Below are 18,255 nucleotides of genomic sequence, written 5' to 3'. Positions count from 1 at the left end.
TTTTTCTACTTAACTATTTTCTCCATAGCATCGAGCATTATCGACCATGCTTTCTCTGTTTGCGGAATGTACTCAGTCCAGTTCGGATCCATCTCGACTGTCAGTGTAAGTTTACTTCCCGTGTCTGTTTCGGCAATGTCTACCATGACGCGATCCTCACCAGAAGATTTTTCTGGGATTGCCCATGTAAAAGCAAGGCGATGAGGGTGATAAAGCTCAAGGTAATTTCCACAATGATCTATTTCCTCTCCATCACGAAGGTCTACAAAAGAGAAGCCCGACACGTGCATCAATGTCTATACGTCTAACGTCTCCATTTGGAAACATCCATTGCTTTACAATCTCAGAATCAAGCCAGGCATTGAAATCCTCTTCTGGAGCTTGAGCGAATTCATTTATCACAATAGCCCTTTTGTCACTTATGTCTCTTCCTTTGTTGCCCCACTTCTTTTTATAAATATAATCCCATCGTACCCTCAATCGATCATAAAATCTTACGAAATAAATAAAGATATAGAAGGTCATTGAAATAAAATTTCTAATTTTCTGTCGTTTCATTGACAAAATAGTTCAGTAGGACTATGATTAAAACAACTTTAAAAATGAAAGCGCTTAAGTAAATAGTGTGATAGAATGCTGTCTGGTTTCATAAAAATAGATAGGGACCAACCTCTCGAAGTAGCTCAAGAGGTAAAGCAGTTGATTTCGAGGGAACAACATTAACCTTGAACGAAGGGTTAATGCGTTTCATATATTCAATAAAAATCAAAGGGGGAAGCAGCTTGAAGAAGGTATTCAAAGGTCCTGTTTTGTTCGGTTGGATAGCGATTTTGATGCTGATTTTAGTAGTTGGTTGTTCTTCTGATGAAGAGGCATCTTCTGATGGGGATAACAGCGAGATAGCTAATGATGGAAAAGTGAATGGCGAACTTGAAATTCAATATTTTGTTGGTGGGTACGGCGACTCATGGTGGAAAGAAGTTATCGCTGATTTTAAAGAGGAGTATCCTGATGTGACGATAACCGAGCATGCCGGTCCGAACATTAACGAAGAGATGAGGTCACGCTGGGTTTCTGGTGATCCGCCTGACGTAGTGTATATTGATGGGGCAGGTTCGAGTGAAACACAGATGGTTGAAGATGGCCAGCTAATGAACCTGACAGAATGGGTGAAAGATGTAGAGGTCGACGGCACTCCTATTACAGAAAGTTTTATTGTAGATCCAGCTAAATATGATGGTGAAATCTATTCTTTACCTCTAGTATTTGACACATGGGGAACATGGTACGATGAGGCTTGGTTTGAAGCTGAAGGTTACGAAGTTCCAACAGATTTTGAAAGCTTTATGAGTACAATGGGTGATATTCAGGAGGGCGAAGATATTGCTCCGTTCGTTACAACCGGTCAACACCCTTATTACTTCTTGCGTGGGATGCTTTATCCAGCCTTTGGAGCTGCAGGCGGGGATCAACTGCTTGAAGACGTGATTACAGGTAAAGAAGGCGCTTGGACGAGTGAACCCGTACTTGAAGTAATGAAAAAGGTGGAGAAAATGCAAAAAGAAGGCTACATCGACGAAGGGTTTGGAGCTTTGAACCACACCCAATCGCAAATGAACTTCCTTCTTCATAAAAATGCTTTTATTCCTGTAGGATTCTGGCTGCCAAATGAAATGGAAAAAGATAAGCCGGAAGACTTTACGTATGGCTTTATACCTTCTCCAATGCAGGATGCTGGCGAACCCTTTGCCGTTGTTCCAGACCTAAGACCGCTTGCGATTGCTGAGGAAGCGGATAATCCTGAAGCAGCCAAGGCTTTCGTAGACTTTGTTTTCACGAAAGAATATGCCACCCTTTTCTCTGAGCATACGGGTGCGATCATGAACATCAATGGTGTTGATTTGTCGCAGAATGAAAATGTTTCGGATTATTTAATTGAAGCGAATGCAATGATTAACGATCCAGAACAGGTTAAAATCTATCAAAAACCACACCCAATGAGTGCGGAACTGGAAACACCGATTAGCAATGCATTGGTGTCGTTAATGCTAGGTAATATTACAGCAGAAGAATTTACACAGCAGGCAGAGGAAGCTGCAGCTGAATATCGGAACAGCAAGTAAGAGGGATGTCTATGGTATGGAATGTAAGGTGTGTGAACCTCACGTTTTTATATTCCATACCTACTTATATCTCAAGGGAAAGAGGGATTAGGTGGTACAGTCTAAAAAACAAAAATACCTGTTTTTAGCCTTTTGTTTAATTCCAACTTTTATTATGTTTTCAATTTTCACTTTGTACCCTTTGTTCAGTGGATTGTACTATTCATTTTTCGAATGGTCAGGTTCATCAGAAAGTAAAGAATTTATTGGAATTAGCAACTACATACAATTATTTAATGATGAGATCATCCCAATGACCATTATTCATGACTATTTCCTTGTTGCGACGAAAGTGTTAGGGATTATGGTATTGGCGCTTTTCTTTGCTGTTGCCTTAACCCAATTAAAGATAAAAGAGGCACCTTTTTACCGGATCGTTTTCTTTTTTCCGAATATTATGTCTGTTGTGGTCATCGGGATCCTTTGGACGTTTATTTACAATCCGAGCCTGGGACTCGTGAATTCGGGGCTGCAATTTATGGGCTTGGAGGACTGGGCGAGACCTTGGCTAGGTAGTGAAGACTGGGCATTGCCTAGTCTTGTCTTACCATCTATATGGGCTGGTATTGGATTGTTCATGTTGATGCTCATGGGAGGGATTGCTAACGTCTCAAAAAGCTATTATGAGGCAGCAGAAATTGATGGTGCCAATGAATGGCAGCAATTTTGGAAAGTGACGTTACCACTCGTCTGGCCGCAAATAAAAATTTCTATTCTCTACATCGTAATAACGACATTAAATGGTTCGTTTATCATCGTTCAAATCATGACAGGCGGGGGGCCTAACAATTCCACCCACGTAATGGGATCGTATTTATATGAACAGGCTTTCGTGCAATACAATTTTGGTTATGGTGCAACGATCGGTGTTATGATTTTGATCTTTTCATTGGTAACTGTACTGATTTTGCAATTCATTATGCGCCGCGAACGGGTGGAATACTAGTATGAATAGGCATAGGAGGGGAGATAGTGAAACGTCGTAGTATTGGTCACATCATGGGGAGAGCTGGCATCCGAATACCACTTGTCCTATGGTCGCTTGCTGTACTCTATCCAATCATATGGATGTTTATCGGATCATTTAAATCGAATGGCGAGATTTATGCAAATCCATGGGGGTGGCCAGAGTCGCTCAATATGGGAAATTTCGTCACAGCTTGGACAGAATATAATATTGATACAAGTGTATTTAACAGTTTGATCGTAACAGTAGTAGGTGCCTTGTTAACATTAGTTCTCGCCATCCCTACAGCCTATGCAATCGAACGTTTGCGATTCCGGGGAAGTCAATTCCTATTTACTCTTTATGTTTCCGCCATGATGATTCCAATGGTATTAGGCTGGATTCCATTATTCTTTTTACTGGCGCGGTTTAATATGCTCGATAATATTTACGGTCTCGCGATTGTCTACGCTGTCAGTCAGCTTCCGTTCACGATCTTTGTGTTAACGAGCTTCATGAGTACGATTCCGAAGTCATTGGAAGAATCAGCGGCTATGGATGGACTTTCACCATATGGTGTTTTGTTAAAAATCATTACACCGCTTTCGATGTCAGGGATTATTACGGTTACGATTATGAATGCCATCCAGTTTTGGAATGAATATTTTATGGCCCTCATCTTTCTACAGACAGAAGAAAATTACACATTGGCGCTGGCGATTGACTTTATCAGCAGCGAAGCACAGTACACCAATGCATGGGGCACCCTTTTTGCGAGTTTAACGATTGCTATTGTACCAGTTATCATTTTATATGCGATCTTCCAGCAGCGTATTGCTAAAGGAATGACAGAGGGAGCTATCAAGGGATAAGGTTTTCAGAGGTTACGGAGTTGGCATCCGCGACGAAAGCAAAAATATTCGGCCATCCTTTAGAGATAGCAACTCCCCAAGGCGCCCCTCGCACCTTGGGGGAGTTTTTATTCTTAAAAAGGATTTGTTGCCCATAGGCTGGCAGACTTAACAAACGTTCGGGGATTAAGTTTAAGCTGGGAAATAATATATTCAGCTAAATCCTCCGGCTGCATCAAATGGTCTGTTTCTTCATCTGCTTGATATTGTCCAGTAAAGTTTGTGGCTACCCGGCTTGGTGTGATTGCATTCACGCGGATGTTGTGCTTCCTTACTTCTTGCATTAAGGATTCAGATAGGCCAAGAATGCCAAACTTTGATGCACTATAGGCACTTGAGTTAGCCGTTCCTCTTAGCCCTGAGGTGGAAGAAATGTTAACAATATCACCGCTCTTCTGTTCTATCATCCCTGGCAAGACGGCTCTAGAGACATAATAGGTCCCCATTAAGTTAACCTGGATCACTTTTTCCCATTCTTCAGGATTTAAATCCATAAACCCGCCATATTTCCCGATTCCGGCATTGTTAATCAGGATATCGATGGAACCTAGGTCGCTTTTCACTTGTTTAACAGCTTGATTGACGGATTCGATATCAGACACATCTGCTGAAGCTACCGATATGTTTATACCAACGCTCTCGAGTTCTGCTGAAACTTTCTCTAAATTGGCTTCGGTTAAACCGACTAACCCAACATGAACCCCTTCTTTTGCTAAAGCGATCGCGGTGGCTCGGCCGATTCCACGGCCGGCTCCGGTGATTAACGCAGTTTTACCTTGTAGTGATTGCATTCTTTATCCCTCCGCTTTAATCTCAGCTACGATTTCATAAGAGCGCAGACGTTTCTTATGGTCATAAATTTGTGAGGTAATCATTAGCTCATCTGCTTGTGTCTCCTCAATAAAAGCCTGCAGCTTATGTTTCACCGTTTGCTTACTTCCGATTATGGAAGCCCCTAACTGTTGCTGCAAAGCTGCTTTCTCATGTTCTGTCCATATCTCATCCATATTTTCAACCGGCGGCTGCAGGGGTGTTTCTCGATTTCGGATGATGTTCAGAAATTGTTGTTGTAAGGTCGTGGCCAAGTACTCCGCCTCCTCATCTGTGTCTGCTGCAACAACATTGACGCCTAACATCGCATGTGGAGCTTCAAGCGTTTTTGACGGTTTGAAGTTGCGCCGATATAAATCGAGAGCAGCTATTGTATTGTTCGGTGAGAAATGGCTGGCGAATGAGAATGGCAGTCCGAGTTGGCCAGAAAGCTGGGCGCTGAATCCACTTGAACCTAACAGCCAAATCGGGATATCCAAACCTTCCCCTGGAACGGCTCTGACATGGTTTTTTTCCGAACGTAAATCAGGGTCAAAATAACCACGCAGTTCAGCGAGCTGCTGCGGAAAATCATTGCCATCACTTCTTGAATCTCTTCTTAGTGCTCTGATTGTGATGGGATCAGTCCCTGGCGCACGTCCTAAACCAAGGTCAACTCTTCCTGGAAAAAGTGATTCCAGTGTTCCGAACTGTTCAGCAATGACGAGTGGCGCATGATTTGGCAGCATCACACCGCCTGAACCAATCCTTATGGTTGATGTATGGGCGGCAACATGTCCAATAATAACGGAAGTTGCTGAACTGGCGATAAATGGCATGTTATGATGCTCAGCCATCCAATATCTGTTATAGCCCCATTTTTCCACATGCTGAGCGAGGTCAACCGTGTTTTTAAAGGCATCTGTTGCTGTATGTTTGACGGTGATTGGAGCAAGGTCAAGTACTGAGAATGGGATCGTATTCACCTGTTTGGATTTTGTTTCTTCAGACATGATGATTTCATCTTCTTTCTTTTTGTACTTCAATACAACTATATCTTATCAATGATTATTCGTGTCTCAAAATAACTTGCTTTTAATAAAAGTTTATGATCGTGCTAAGTAGGAAAGATAAAAAAAGACAGTTTTTTTTGGGGGACAAAAGGAGCGATGCTCAATGCCAACGCGTAAGGAACAAACGGCTAATGCGCAAACGAATAGCAAACAAGATTACGTAGATATAAAGATGGGTGACCATGACCTTTTTGTTAAAAAAGGCTATGACATGATGTACACCATTAATGATTTTTTACTAGGAATGTGGTTTCTGATCGGAAGTGTTTTCTTTTATTTCGAATCGTTAAAAGAATGGGGCGTAACGTTATTTGTCTTAGGAAGTGTGCAGATGTTAATACGTCCGACGATTCGTTTATTTCATCGCTTTCAGCTAAGAAAGCATTATGAAAACGAGTATGACCGAAAGCAGTAGCAATTTATGAAGGTGTGGAAGAGTCTCGGGCTCATCTGCATCTTTTTTAGTTTAAAATATTGCAGGTTTACAAGATCCCTCATAAGTTGACAAAGTTTTCGGAAAATTTTAATTGTAATCATCTCATGAACCTTTTATGCTTATAGTACAAACAAAAAAGTTATGTTATGGAAAATCTAGCATATGAATAGGGGAGTGATGGTGTGTGGTAGACGAGACAGCAATTGATCACGATATTTATTTGTTCCACCAAGGAAATCTCCGCTATAGCTATCAGCTCCTCGGTGCACATGTGGTAACAGTGGATGGGAAACCCGGGGTTCGTTTTATGGTATGGGCTCCGAACGCTGAGCAAGTAAGTGTCGTAGGAATATTTAATAAGTGGGATGGCAGACAACATCAGATGGAGAAGTTGAATGTGAACGGCTTGTGGTGTGTGTTCATTCCTGAACTAGAGAAAGGCACCATTTATAAGTATGAGGTTTTGACGGCACATGGGCATTTGCAGTTAAAGGCTGATCCCTATGCGTTCTCAAGCGAGCTTCGCCCCGCTACAGCCTCGGTAGTGTATTCGCTAGATGGTTACGTCTGGCAGGATGATCAGTGGATGAAGCGGCGAGAAGGGATGAATCTATATGAATCACCCATGTCTATCTATGAACTGCATTTAGGTTCTTGGAAAAATATTGAGGAGGAAATTTTTTATAACTATCGCGATTACGCGGAGATGGTCATTCCCTATGTAAAGGATCTTGGCTATACACATATTGAGCTGCTGCCGTTAACGGAGCATCCGTTTGACCGCTCCTGGGGGTACCAGGCTACTGGCTATTACGCGGTCACAGCTAGGTACGGGACACCTGATGATTTTCGTTATTTCGTTGACCAATGTCATGAGCACAGCATTGGGGTGATTCTTGACTGGGTGCCCGGTCATTTTTGTAAGGATCAACATGGACTTAGACGCTTTGATGGAGAGGCGCTCTATGAATATGCCAATCCTAAGAAGGCGGAGAAAACGCAATGGGGAACGCTGACTTTTGATTTTGCTAGGAACGAGGTTCAGAGTTTTCTAATCTCTAATGCAATTTATTGGTTAAAAGAATTCCACTTGGATGGACTGAGAGTCGATGCTGTCGCCAGTATGTTGTATTTGGACTTTGGCAAAGAAGATGGGGAATGGGAGTTGAATGAATATGGAGGAAGAGAGAATCTTGAGGCGGTTGATTTTATTAAAAGATTGAATGAAGCGATCTATGAAGAGGTGCCAAATGTGCTAATGATGGCCGAAGAATCAACATCGTGGCCGCTTGTGAGTGCACCTACATACATAGGAGGACTCGGATTTAATTATAAATGGAATATGGGCTGGATGAATGACATGCTTCGTTATATGGAGATGGAGCCGGTTCACCGCAAATACCATCATAACTTGATTACATTCTCGCTCCATTATGCTTATTCAGAGAACTTTGTGCTGCCGATTTCTCATGATGAAGTCGTTCACGGGAAAAAGTCATTGTTAAATAAAATGCCGGGTGATTATTGGCAAAAGTTTGCTAACCTCCGTGCGTTTTTAGCGTATATGTATGCACATCCCGGAAAGAAACTGTTATTTATGGGGGGTGAATTCGGGCAGTTCCATGAATGGAAGGATATGGATGAATTGGACTGGGAATTGTTGGATTATGATTCTCATAGGGCCATTTTGAACTTTATGAAACAGCTTCATCAGTTATATCGAGATATGCCCGCACTATGGGAACTTGATCATGATCAAGAAGGCTTTTTTTGGATTGATCCGCATAATTTCGAGCAAAGTATTCTTTCTTTTGTACGAAATAGCCGTTCTACCAATGATCAGCTTGTAGTTGTCTGTAATTTCACTCCTGAGGTGTATCATGGCTACAAGGTTGGTGTGCCGAAAAGCGGTACGTATAAAGAAATCTTTACAAGTGACGCGGTCCATTTTGGCGGCTCAGGGCAATCGAATGGCCTTACATTAAAAGCAATCACCGAGCCCTGGCAAGGTCAGGATCAACATATCGAAATGACGATCCCGCCACTCGCCGTAAGCTTTTTGAAATGTACATCGAAAGTAAAGGGGGAGGACTATGAAAGGTAAAGAATGTGTGGCAATGCTATTAGCTGGTGGTCAAGGAACGAGGTTGAAATCACTAACGAGGAAAATCGCGAAGCCAGCTGTTTACTTCGGCGGTAAATATCGAATCATTGATTTCCCCTTAAGTAATTGCACGAATTCTGGAATCGATACCGTCGGTGTGTTAACCCAATATGAGCCGCTTATATTAAATAATTATATCGGAATTGGTTCTTCGTGGGATTTAGATCGTAAACATGGGGGTGTGTCTGTACTCCCTCCGTATATGCAATCAGAAGGCGGAGGCTGGTACACAGGAACAGCCAATGCAATCTATAGGAACATAGATTTTTTAAATCAATACAATCCTGAACACGTGCTGATTCTATCAGGGGATCATATATATAAAATGGATTACGGTGAGATGCTGGATTACCATCGAGGAAGTGGAGCAGATGCGACGATATCGGTTATTGAAGTACCTTGGGGGGAAGCGAGTCGATTCGGAATAATGAATACAGATGGCCAAGGGCGAATTACCGAATTTGACGAGAAACCGGAATATCCGATGAGCAATCTTGCTTCAATGGGTGTTTACATTTTTCGTTGGGAGGTTTTGAAACGCTATTTAATGGAGGACGAAGAGAAGAGTCACTCCTCTCATGACTTTGGAAAAGATATTATACCTAAACTGCTTGCTGATCGGAAAAGGTTGATGGCCTACACGTTTGAAGGTTACTGGAAGGATGTTGGAACGGTCGAAAGCTTGTGGGAAGCGAATATGGATTTGCTTAAAAAACAACCTGAACTGAATTTGAACGATCATACGTGGCGCATCTATTCGAAGAACCCAAACCAGCCGGCTCAATACATTTCCCCCGCAGCCTTGGTTCGAGGGGCTTTGATCAATGAAGGCTGCCGGATTTACGGCACGATTGACATGTCGATTATCTTTTATGGTGTACACGTAAATGAGGGGGCGACTGTTAAAGACTCAGTCGTTATGCCTAATGTAAAAATCGGTAAAAATGTAAATATTAACCGGGCCATTATTGCTGAGGGAAGTGTGATTGAGGACAATGCTGTGATCGGTGACCCCTCACCAGACAGTGAGATCACTTTAGTGGCAGATGAAGGGAGTGTCATGGCGACAAGTTATGCAGCAAATAACTAAGGAGGAAACTCTCATGGATCGAATAGCCGGCGTTATTAATCTAGATCATGAACAAGATGTATTAGATGAACTCACTTATTTTCGCTGTGGGGCGGCGGTCCCATTCGCTGGTCGCTATCGAATGATTGATTTTGCAATATCCAATATGACGAATTCGCGGATCGAATCGGTAGCCGTTTTTGCACGGCGCAAGTATCGTTCTTTGATGGATCATTTAGAGCAGGGAAAGGCATGGGATTTAGACCGTAAGCGTGGCGGGTTGTTTATTTTGCCACCAGATTGGAATGACCCGACTGATATTTCTCGGGGGATTTGCAGCATTTTCATAATAATATCGATTTTATTGAAAGAACTTATGCTGACTACATCTTAGTTTCAGGATCGCAGAACATTTGTAATATTAACTTTCAGGATGTGTTAGAAGCTCATAAGGAGTCGAAAGCGGAAGTTACTGTCATTTATAAAAAGGTAGATGAACTGTATCCAGAGCACAACCAGGCCCACAAGCTCAGCTTTGACGATAACCAAAGAGTTACGGCGATTCATAATGATAAACGGTCCAGGAATGTCTATATAGATATGTACTTGATCGAAAAAAACTGCATGCATGAGCTAATTGAAGAGGGCATTGCCCATGGGAGCTCACACTTCTTCCTTGATGGCATTAAGGCAAAACTTCCGAATATTCATATCCATGCCTATGAGTATGAGGGCGCTCATGCACTGATTAATTCAGTCGAAAGCTATTACCGTCACAGTGCGAGTTTACTTAATGAGACGGAGCATAATAAGTTATTTAAAGAGGATTTTCCGATTTTTACAAAAGTGAAAAATGAAGCGCCGTCAAAGTATTCGCAAACATCGAATGTGACAAATACGCTTGTGGCTAATGGCTGTGTGATCGATGGTCAGGTTGAGGACAGCATCCTTTTCCGGGGAGTCAAGGTAGGAGAAGGAGCGGTTGTGAAAAATTCGATCATCATGCAACGCTGTGAAATTGAAAGTGGTGCCGTGCTTGAAAATGTCATTCTAGATAAAGACTGTAAAATATCGCAAGGGCGGATGTTAATTGGTGCACCAGAAAAGCCCTTCGTCCTCGCCAAGCGAAAAGCGATGTAAAGTTTGATAGGAGGAACTGTCTGAACTACTTATTCTGGCAGTTCTTTTTACATAATATAAGAGGTTGTTCAAAAAGTCACTAAATGATAAACGGTGAATTTCTTCGTTGCTCGGTTTTTTCCGGTCCTCAAGTATGAGAAGCATACGGCTTGCGGTCCTCAAAACTTTCGCGCCTCGAACTTCTTGCGACGTGCAAGGAACGTGCTAGTGTCGACTTTGTCACAGGATGTGGTGATCTTTGTCGACGTTCTAATTTGGCAACTGTTTGATACCACTATAAGGAGTGAATTGTAGATGAACGTGTTAATGGTAGGGTCTGAGTGTACCCCTTTTATTAAAACAGGTGGACTTGCTGATGTACTTGGGTCTTTGCCCCAGGCATTAGTTGCACAGGGGCATGACGTCCATGTCGTACTGCCTAAATATGAAGAGATGAGTGACGAGTGGAAGGAACAGCTGACGTTATTGCATGAACTAAATGTACAGATAGGCTGGCGTAACCAATATGCAGGGGTTGAGTACATTGAATATGATGGAATCCCTGTTTATTTTATCGATAATGAGTATTATTTTAAGCGTTCGAACCTGTATGGATATGAGGATGAAGCGGAGCGGTTTGTTTTCTTTAATAAGGCTGTGCTTGGAATGGTGCGTGCTCTTGATTGGGAGCCTGATGTTCTGCATTGCCATGATTGGCAGACAGGACTGATTCCCGTTTTCTTACATACTCACTATCAAAATGATGAAAAGGTGAAAGGTATGAAAACTGTGTTCACGATTCATAATTTGAAGTACCAGGGGATCTTTGCCGATTCAGTGTTGCACGATTTGATGGATTTAGATGAACGGATGATGACAGAAGATGGATTGGAGTTTTTCGGGAACATCAACTTTATGAAAGGAGCCTTAAATTACGCAGATGCAATCACAACCGTGAGTGAAACCTATGCACAGGAGATTCAAACCCCTTATTATGGGGAAAACTTAGATGGAGTACTTAGAAAACAATCCGACCGTTTAGCGGGGATCGTAAATGGGATTAATGATAAAGACTACAATCCGTTAAGCGATGTGGCTCTCGCTTTTCCTTATCGCAGTTCTCTTTCGAAAAAGGCTCAAAACAAAACGTGGCTGCAGGAGAAATTGGGGCTGCCTATTCGAAAGGATGTTCCGATGGTCGGCATCGTTTCGAGACTCGTTGAGCAAAAAGGCTTCGACCTTGTTGCACGAGTCATGGACGAGCTTTTGTACCATGAGGATATTCAACTCGTACTGCTCGGAACAGGTGAATACGATTATGAGCAAATGTTTGAGTGGGCGCAAGTAAAGTATCCAGAAAAGGTGTCCGCGAATATCATGTTTAGTGAAGCTCTATCGCGACAGGTGTATGCGGCTAGTGATCTATTTTTAATGCCGTCCCGATTCGAACCGTGCGGGATTGGCCAACTGATCGCATTAAGGTATTTGGCTGCACCTATCGTTCGTGAAACTGGCGGGCTCGCTGATACCGTGATTCCATTTAGTGAAAAAACAGACGAAGGAAGCGGCTTCACCTTTGCCAATTATAACGCACACGACATGCTGTTTACGATCCGTCGTGCGCTCGAACTTTATCATAATAATGATGCATGGAAGAAACTTGTGAAAAACATGACGAAGACTCAGTTTCCGTGGAAATACTCTGCTCGAAGATATAGTGAGGTGTATGAGTCGACACTCAGTAGCAGGGAATGAATGGAGGATACGATATGTTCAACAGCAAAGAGGAGTTCATACAGGTCTTTTCTGAAAAGATCGAAACAGAGCTTGGAAAGGGTGTGGAAACAGCGACAGAGCTTGATGCTTATCGATCTCTTGGGGCGTTAGTAAAAGATCGTGTCAACAAAAACTGGCTGCGAACGAACCACCAGTATCTAAGCGACCAAAACAAGCAGGTGTACTATTTTTCGATGGAATTTTTAATGGGACGTCTGTTAGGCAATAATTTGCTGAATATGCAGTTGCTTTCATTAGTGAAAGAAGGGTTAGCTGATTTAGGTTTTTCTTTAACGAGTCTTGAAGAACAAGAGCATGACGCGGGTCTTGGGAATGGGGGGCTAGGTCGTTTAGCTGCCTGTTTCTTAGATTCGTTGGCCTCTCTAGGTTTAGCTGGTCATGGCTATGGTATTCGATACAAATACGGCATGTTTGACCAAGCAATCATTGATGGTTATCAGGTGGAGCTCCCTGATCAGTGGCTCGCTAATGAATTTATATGGGAGATTCGCAGGCCGGAGCAGTCCCTTGAGGTTCGGTTTGGCGGTCATGTTCATTCGAAAATAAATGCTGATGGGACACTAACTTTTGAGCATGTTGGCCATGAACAAGTGCAAGCTGTTCCTTATGATGTACCAGTCATTGGTTATAACAACGAAACCGTGAATACTTTAAGATTGTGGTCGGCGGAAGCGTCGCAGGAAGATACAGTAAAAAGAGCCTCCCAGCAGGATGAACTCGGCAACTTTCTAACCCATAAGCGTTCACTGGAGGAAATGTCCGATTTCCTCTATCCAGATGATTCCCATGAAGAAGGAAGAAAACTACGCTTGAAGCAGGAGTACTTCCTCGTTTCTGCGGGTGTGCAAAGTGCCATTCGTTCGTTTGAGCACCTGAATTTACCTCTATCCTCTTTTCCAGAAAAAGTATCACTTCATATTAATGACACCCACCCTGCCCTCGTCATTCCTGAGTTAATGCGTGTATTGATCGATGTAAAAGAACTCGGCTGGGAGGAAGCATGGACAATTACACAAGCATCTGTCTCTTATACGAATCACACGACACTCAGTGAGGCGCTTGAGACATGGCCAGTTGATTTCGTACGCACGCTGCTTCCAAGGCTTCACATGATTATCGAGGAAATCAATGAACGTTTCTGCCAAAAGCTTTGGAGTCAGAACCCGGGTGACTTTGACCGCATTGCCCGGCTTGCTATTATAGCTGACGGCCAGGTGAAAATGGCCCATTTGGCAATCGTAGGCAGTCATAGTGTGAATGGGGTTGCCAAGTTGCACACGGAAATTTTGAAGACCCGTGAAATGAAGCACTTCTACGCTGTTTTTCCAGAACGATTCAACAATAAAACAAATGGCATCACTCACAGGCGCTGGCTTATCCATGCGAACAAACAGTTAGCGGATCATATTACCGAAGTGATTGGAGACCGCTGGGTTACCAAGCCAGAACGATTAAGAGATTTGCTTGGGGAGAAAGACGACTCCGCCTTTTTAGATCAATTGGGTAGGATTAAGCAGCAGAAGAAACAGGAACTTGCTTCATTTATTAAAGAGTATAATGGAACGGCTGTTGACACTGATTCAATATTTGATGTTCACATCAAACGACTGCACGGCTACAAGCGCCAGCTCTTAAATGCGCTTCATATTATGTATATCTATCATGAATTGAAGTCGAATCCCTCGTTTGAAATGGCGCCACGAACGTTTATTTTTGCCGCTAAAGCAGCCCCGAGCTATCACTTTGCTAAAAAGGTGATTAAATTAATAACGAGGGTGGCAGATGTTGTGAATAACGATCCTCTTGTAAACAGACAAATGAAGGTCGTTTTTTTAGAAAATTACTCTGTTTCCCTCGCTGAACGGATCATCCCTGCAACAGATATTAGTGAACAAATTTCAACGGCGAGCAAGGAAGCTTCGGGAACAGGAAATATGAAGTTTATGATGAATGGTGCCTTGACCCTAGGGACGTTGGATGGAGCTAATGTTGAAATTCATGATCTGGTCGGTGATGAGGGGATCTACACGTTTGGATTAAGTTCTGAGGACGTGCTAAGCTATGGCCAAAACGGAGGGTACTCCTCACGTGAAGTGTATGAGTCAGATGAACGTGTCCGCCGCACCTTAGATCAGCTCGTCCATTATAGCCCTTTTTCAAAAGGAGAAACCGAATTTCGGGATCTTTATGAATCGTTGCTCGCTTACAATGATGAATATTTCGTAGTGAAGGATTTTGCTAGCTACGTAGCGACCCAGCAGCGAATTGGCTATGATTATCAACAAAAACAGAACTGGAACGCGAAAAGCCTGCTGAATATCGCCCATTCCGGCAGGTTCTCAAGTGACCGTACAATACAAGAATATGCACAGAATATATGGAATATACGACCAGTACGTACCTTGAAGTGACAACCTTGAGGGGGAGAGTATGCCGTGAAATCGCTGGATATTTACCATAATAGTTTTGCACTACAGTATCGTGAACCTTTTGGTGCTGCACCAAAAGGTTCCTCGGTTACATTAACCATTGATATCGATCAACGTCATCCTTTATTACATGTGATTCTACACTGCATTCATGACAAGACTAATGAGGAACAGACGATTGAGATGGATCAGGTTAGTGAAAAGAACTCGTGTTATACCTTTGAAGCGACCCTTATTATGCCAGAGGAGCCCCAGCTCGTTTGGTATTTTTTTGAGATCCAGCTTGAGGATAAAATAAGGTATTACGGTCGATTAAATAGTGAGGAGAGTGGAGAGGGAGAAGTATATGAAAAGCGTCCTCCATCCTGGCAAATTACTGTTTACGACCCATGTTATCAAACTCCTGCCTGGTGGAAGAATGCGACCATGTATCAAATCTTCCCTGATCGATTTAAGAATGCAGGTGGATTGAAGCTTGAATATGCACCGAAAACAAGTCTCATGCACAATCACTGGGAAAACGATCCTTTTTATATTCGTAATGAAAAAGGAGAAGTGGTTCGTTGGGATTTCTTTGGAGGTACTATTCAAGGAATGATTGAAAAACTCGATTACATTCAATCGCTGGGTGTAACCGTCATTTATTTGAACCCGATTTTTGAAGCGGAAAGTAATCACCGTTATGACACAGGGGACTATCACAAAATTGATCCACTGCTTGGCGGTAAGGAAGACTTTGAGAGACTTGTGAAGGAAGCTTCTGAACGAGATATCGAAGTGATGCTCGATGGTGTGTTTAGTCACACAGGAAGCAACAGCAAGTATTTTAACCAAAGAGAACAGTACGATACGGTTGGTGCCTATCAATCTAAGGATTCGGTTTATTATCCATGGTATATCTTTCATGAACACCCGGATGAGTACGAAGCTTGGTGGGGAGTAGGTACACTTCCGACGTTAAATAAAGAGGACGAAAGCTATCAAAACTTTTTGATCCATGATGACGATAGTGTAATAAAGACATGGCAGCAATCAGGTGTAAAACATTGGCGGCTTGATGTTGCAGATGAGCTGACAGATGGTTTAATTAAGCAAATCTATCAACAGTTGAAAAAAGGGGATCAGGACAGTGTACTGCTCGGGGAAGTGTGGGAGGATGCTTCCAATAAATCTGCCTATGGAAAACGCAGAGACTACTTTCTTGGCGGTGTGCTGGATTCTGTGATGAACTATCCTCTAAGAGAGTTAATGCTCGGTTTTATAAAAGGAGAAGTGGACGCTTACTATATTCATCGCAGGCTCCTTACATTAAGCGAGCATTATCCATCGCAATACTTTTATTCCCTCATGAACATGCTGTCTACTCATGATGTTGAACGAGTGAAAACATTGCTTCAGGGGTTTTTACCAAAAGAGGGGATGGACCACGAGCAAATCATTAACAAACAACTGAAGGCGTTAAGTCTATGGCTTTACACATTCCCAGGAATCCCATCGCTTTATTATGGCGATGAAGCGGGGCTGACAGGTGGGGAAGATCCTGATAATCGTAAGCCATATCCTTGGGGAAGAGAAGATGAAGAGTTAGTGTCATGGTATAAAACACTGGGCGGTTTAAGAGCGAATTACCCATCATTGAGGACAGGAAGCTGGATACCTCATGCCCCACATGAAGATGTATACGGCTTTGAACGGATAATTGAGAATGGGGTTGATCAGTTTGGTGAACCTGCAATTAACGAGCACATGATTTATCTTATTAACCGAAATGTAAGTAAGGAAAGGGAAGTTACATTACCGGTAAGAAAAGGGAAATGGCAGTATGTGATTAACAAAGAGAAAATGTTTCACGTGAAACAAAGTGGGATGAAGATTACACTAGAACCTAGTGAAAGTTTATTGTTGAGGCATTTAAATTGAGTGCGCCATCCATTTATTGGATGACCTATTGGATGACCTGAGGTGGGAGTTTATGGAATGCTTGGAGTGGGAAAAGTTATAATGATTATAAAATGTTGATTATCCATATAAGGGAGTGTTTACTATCGGGTTTTTAGATGGATTAATGGGAAATGCAAGTGAAGTAGATCGTGAGAAGATCGCCAAGGAGCTTGAGGAAGTTCTTGTAGAAGGAGAAGAATTCCAAAGCGGGTACAAAGTATTGCGTGATTCCTTTATTTTCACAGATAAGCGTTTAATTTTAATTGATAAACAAGGGATGACAGGTAAGAAGGTAGGGTATCATTCCATTCCTTATAATAGTGTTACCCACTTCAGCGTAGAGACAGCAGGCAGTTTTGATTTAGAATCAGAACTGAAAATATGGTTGTCAGGGACCAGTGAACCTATCGGAAAAACTTTTAAAAAAGATAGTCCGATTCAAGAAGTACAAAGAAATCTTGCTAAGTATGTATTATAATCATATGCGAAGACAGGGTCAGCCTTCCATTAGGGAGGCTGACCCTTTTTATTACGAAGCATTTAGCTATTAGGACCGAAATGTGCAATTAATCTATATTTTGTGCAATTATATTGGATTACGATTAATTATCGTTAATTTCGTGCAAATAAGCGCTCAAATAGAAATCGTGCATAAATCGAAAAATATGTGCAATTAAATAGACTGTCATCCTCATGGAAGATTTTAAGTTAACCTATATTTATATAAGGTTGACAATATAAAATAGTTAAGATACTCTTCACTATATACATAGTGAAAGCAGGTGTTGATTGTGAAGCTTAAAACGATGGTTTATGCATCTTTATTTGCAGCAATAATTGGAGCGCTTGGTTTATTGCCACCCATCGTCACTCCGTTCACTCCTGTACCGATCACAGCCCAAACCCTAGGAGTGATGCTGGCTGGTTCGATCTTAGGAGCTAAGCGTGGCGCGTTAAGTCTATTAGTCTTTGTCTTACTAGTAACGTTTGGTGTACCATTGCTTTCAGGAGGCCGGGGCGGATTAGGAGTTCTATTCGGCCCCTCGGGCGGTTACATACTAGCCTGGCCTTTTGCCGCTTTTACGATAGGTTTTCTCGTAGAACGTTTCTGGAAAAAGCTAAATATTGGTCTCTATATCACCATTAATGTAATGGGGGGCATTCTTTTAGTTTATGCATTTGGTGTAACCTATCTTTCTATGATTACGGAGACCCCATGGACGAAAGCTGCATGGGCAGCACTGGTTTTTATTCCTGGTGATCTCGTTAAAGTTGTAGTGGCTTCTTTACTCGCTAGACAAATTAATCGTGTGTATCCATTAATTAAAATGGAGAAAAGCCATAATAATCGTAAATATAAAGCTGCCTGAAAAAAGGTTTGCCTTATCTAGGGCAAAC

Annotated in this window: 14 protein-coding genes and 1 pseudogene; 12 read left to right on the top strand and 3 right to left on the bottom strand. The window is 42.3% G+C overall.

Annotation, left to right across the window (positions count from 1 at the left end):
* Nucleotides 1-5: 5 nt before the first annotated feature.
* A complete protein-coding gene (locus MUO14_RS11125; RefSeq protein ID WP_244755557.1) occupies nucleotides 6-290 on the bottom strand; it encodes an SRPBCC domain-containing protein in 285 nt (94 codons plus the stop codon).
* Nucleotides 291-833: 543 nt separating this feature from the next.
* Here MUO14_RS11125 and MUO14_RS11120 point away from each other — a divergent pair.
* The 3 genes from MUO14_RS11120 to MUO14_RS11110 all read left to right on the top strand — a co-directional run bounded on the left by MUO14_RS11120 (nucleotide 834) and on the right by MUO14_RS11110 (nucleotide 3,980).
* A complete protein-coding gene (locus MUO14_RS11120) occupies nucleotides 834-2,123 on the top strand; it encodes an ABC transporter substrate-binding protein (RefSeq protein WP_244755556.1) in 1,290 nt (429 codons plus the stop codon).
* 91 nt (nucleotides 2,124-2,214) lie between these two features.
* Complete coding sequence (locus tag MUO14_RS11115) at nucleotides 2,215-3,108, top strand: carbohydrate ABC transporter permease (protein ID WP_244755278.1); 894 nt, start codon at nucleotides 2,215-2,217, stop codon at nucleotides 3,106-3,108.
* A 53-nt stretch (nucleotides 3,109-3,161) separates the two neighbouring features.
* Nucleotides 3,162-3,980: a carbohydrate ABC transporter permease gene (locus MUO14_RS11110; protein WP_244755555.1), complete on the top strand. Its 819-nt coding sequence runs from the start codon at nucleotides 3,162-3,164 to the stop codon at nucleotides 3,978-3,980.
* Nucleotides 3,981-4,093: 113 nt separating this feature from the next.
* Here MUO14_RS11110 and MUO14_RS11105 read toward each other — a convergent pair whose 3' ends face one another.
* On the bottom strand, nucleotides 4,094-4,810 hold the full coding sequence (locus tag MUO14_RS11105) for a 3-ketoacyl-ACP reductase (RefSeq protein ID WP_244755277.1): 717 nt from the start codon (nucleotides 4,808-4,810) through the stop codon (nucleotides 4,094-4,096).
* A gap of 3 nt (nucleotides 4,811-4,813) precedes the next feature.
* Nucleotides 4,814-5,842 (bottom strand): LLM class flavin-dependent oxidoreductase, encoded by a 1,029-nt coding sequence (locus tag MUO14_RS11100; protein ID WP_244755554.1) that lies wholly within the window; start codon nucleotides 5,840-5,842, stop codon nucleotides 4,814-4,816.
* Nucleotides 5,843-6,005: 163 nt separating this feature from the next.
* On the opposite strand from MUO14_RS11100, the gene MUO14_RS11095 reads away from it, so the two are divergent.
* From MUO14_RS11095 to MUO14_RS11055, 9 genes and pseudogenes are all read left to right on the top strand, one after another.
* The gene (locus tag MUO14_RS11095; protein WP_244755276.1) at nucleotides 6,006-6,317 is read left to right on the top strand and encodes a YrhK family protein; all 312 of its coding nucleotides are present in this window, start codon (nucleotides 6,006-6,008) and stop codon (nucleotides 6,315-6,317) included.
* Nucleotides 6,318-6,522: 205 nt separating this feature from the next.
* On the top strand, nucleotides 6,523-8,442 hold the full coding sequence (glgB, locus tag MUO14_RS11090) for a 1,4-alpha-glucan branching protein GlgB (RefSeq protein ID WP_244755275.1): 1,920 nt from the start codon (nucleotides 6,523-6,525) through the stop codon (nucleotides 8,440-8,442).
* Nucleotides 8,432-9,592: a glucose-1-phosphate adenylyltransferase gene (locus tag MUO14_RS11085; protein ID WP_244755274.1), complete on the top strand. Its 1,161-nt coding sequence runs from the start codon at nucleotides 8,432-8,434 to the stop codon at nucleotides 9,590-9,592. Before glgB ends, MUO14_RS11085 begins: the two co-directional genes overlap by 11 nt.
* Nucleotides 9,593-9,605: 13 nt before the next feature.
* Nucleotides 9,606-10,711 (top strand): annotated as a pseudogene (gene glgD / locus MUO14_RS11080) (glucose-1-phosphate adenylyltransferase subunit GlgD).
* 294 nt (nucleotides 10,712-11,005) lie between these two features.
* Nucleotides 11,006-12,445: a glycogen synthase GlgA gene (glgA, locus tag MUO14_RS11075; protein WP_244755273.1), complete on the top strand. Its 1,440-nt coding sequence runs from the start codon at nucleotides 11,006-11,008 to the stop codon at nucleotides 12,443-12,445.
* 14 nt (nucleotides 12,446-12,459) lie between these two features.
* The gene (locus MUO14_RS11070; protein ID WP_244755272.1) at nucleotides 12,460-14,898 is read left to right on the top strand and encodes a glycogen/starch/alpha-glucan phosphorylase; all 2,439 of its coding nucleotides are present in this window, start codon (nucleotides 12,460-12,462) and stop codon (nucleotides 14,896-14,898) included.
* 24 nt (nucleotides 14,899-14,922) lie between these two features.
* Nucleotides 14,923-16,836 carry a glycoside hydrolase family 13 protein gene (locus tag MUO14_RS11065; protein ID WP_244755271.1) on the top strand — a complete coding sequence of 638 codons (1,914 nt, stop codon included), beginning with the start codon at nucleotides 14,923-14,925 and terminating at the stop codon, nucleotides 16,834-16,836.
* Nucleotides 16,837-16,960: 124 nt separating this feature from the next.
* Nucleotides 16,961-17,335, top strand: coding sequence for a PH domain-containing protein (locus tag MUO14_RS11060; protein ID WP_244755553.1), 375 nt, complete (start codon nucleotides 16,961-16,963; stop codon nucleotides 17,333-17,335).
* A gap of 313 nt (nucleotides 17,336-17,648) precedes the next feature.
* The gene (locus MUO14_RS11055; RefSeq protein WP_244755270.1) at nucleotides 17,649-18,227 is read left to right on the top strand and encodes a biotin transporter BioY; all 579 of its coding nucleotides are present in this window, start codon (nucleotides 17,649-17,651) and stop codon (nucleotides 18,225-18,227) included.
* Nucleotides 18,228-18,255 lie beyond the last annotated feature (28 nt).

Source organism: Halobacillus shinanisalinarum, assembly GCF_022919835.1.
In the GTDB taxonomy this organism is placed as follows: domain Bacteria; phylum Bacillota; class Bacilli; order Bacillales; family Halobacillaceae; genus Halobacillus_A; species Halobacillus_A shinanisalinarum.
The sequence above is the reverse complement of the archived record's forward strand: the minus strand, read 5'-3'. Positions and strand labels throughout refer to the sequence as shown.

Bases quoted from the DNA above. Each gene is read 5' to 3' on its own strand.
- MUO14_RS11105 (WP_244755277.1), bottom strand. From the start codon at position 4,810: ATGCAATCACTACAAGGTAAAACTGCGTTAATCACCGGAGCCGGCCGT.
- glgA (WP_244755273.1), top strand. From the start codon at position 11,006: ATGAACGTGTTAATGGTAGGGTCTGAGTGTACCCCTTTTATTAAAACA.
- MUO14_RS11100 (WP_244755554.1), bottom strand. From the start codon at position 5,842: ATGTCTGAAGAAACAAAATCCAAACAGGTGAATACGATCCCATTCTCA.
- MUO14_RS11120 (WP_244755556.1), top strand. From the start codon at position 834: ATGCTGATTTTAGTAGTTGGTTGTTCTTCTGATGAAGAGGCATCTTCT.
- MUO14_RS11085 (WP_244755274.1), top strand. From the start codon at position 8,432: ATGAAAGGTAAAGAATGTGTGGCAATGCTATTAGCTGGTGGTCAAGGA.
- MUO14_RS11095 (WP_244755276.1), top strand. From the start codon at position 6,006: ATGCCAACGCGTAAGGAACAAACGGCTAATGCGCAAACGAATAGCAAA.
- MUO14_RS11070 (WP_244755272.1), top strand. From the start codon at position 12,460: ATGTTCAACAGCAAAGAGGAGTTCATACAGGTCTTTTCTGAAAAGATC.
- MUO14_RS11110 (WP_244755555.1), top strand. From the start codon at position 3,162: ATGGGGAGAGCTGGCATCCGAATACCACTTGTCCTATGGTCGCTTGCT.
- MUO14_RS11125 (WP_244755557.1), bottom strand. From the start codon at position 290: ATGCACGTGTCGGGCTTCTCTTTTGTAGACCTTCGTGATGGAGAGGAA.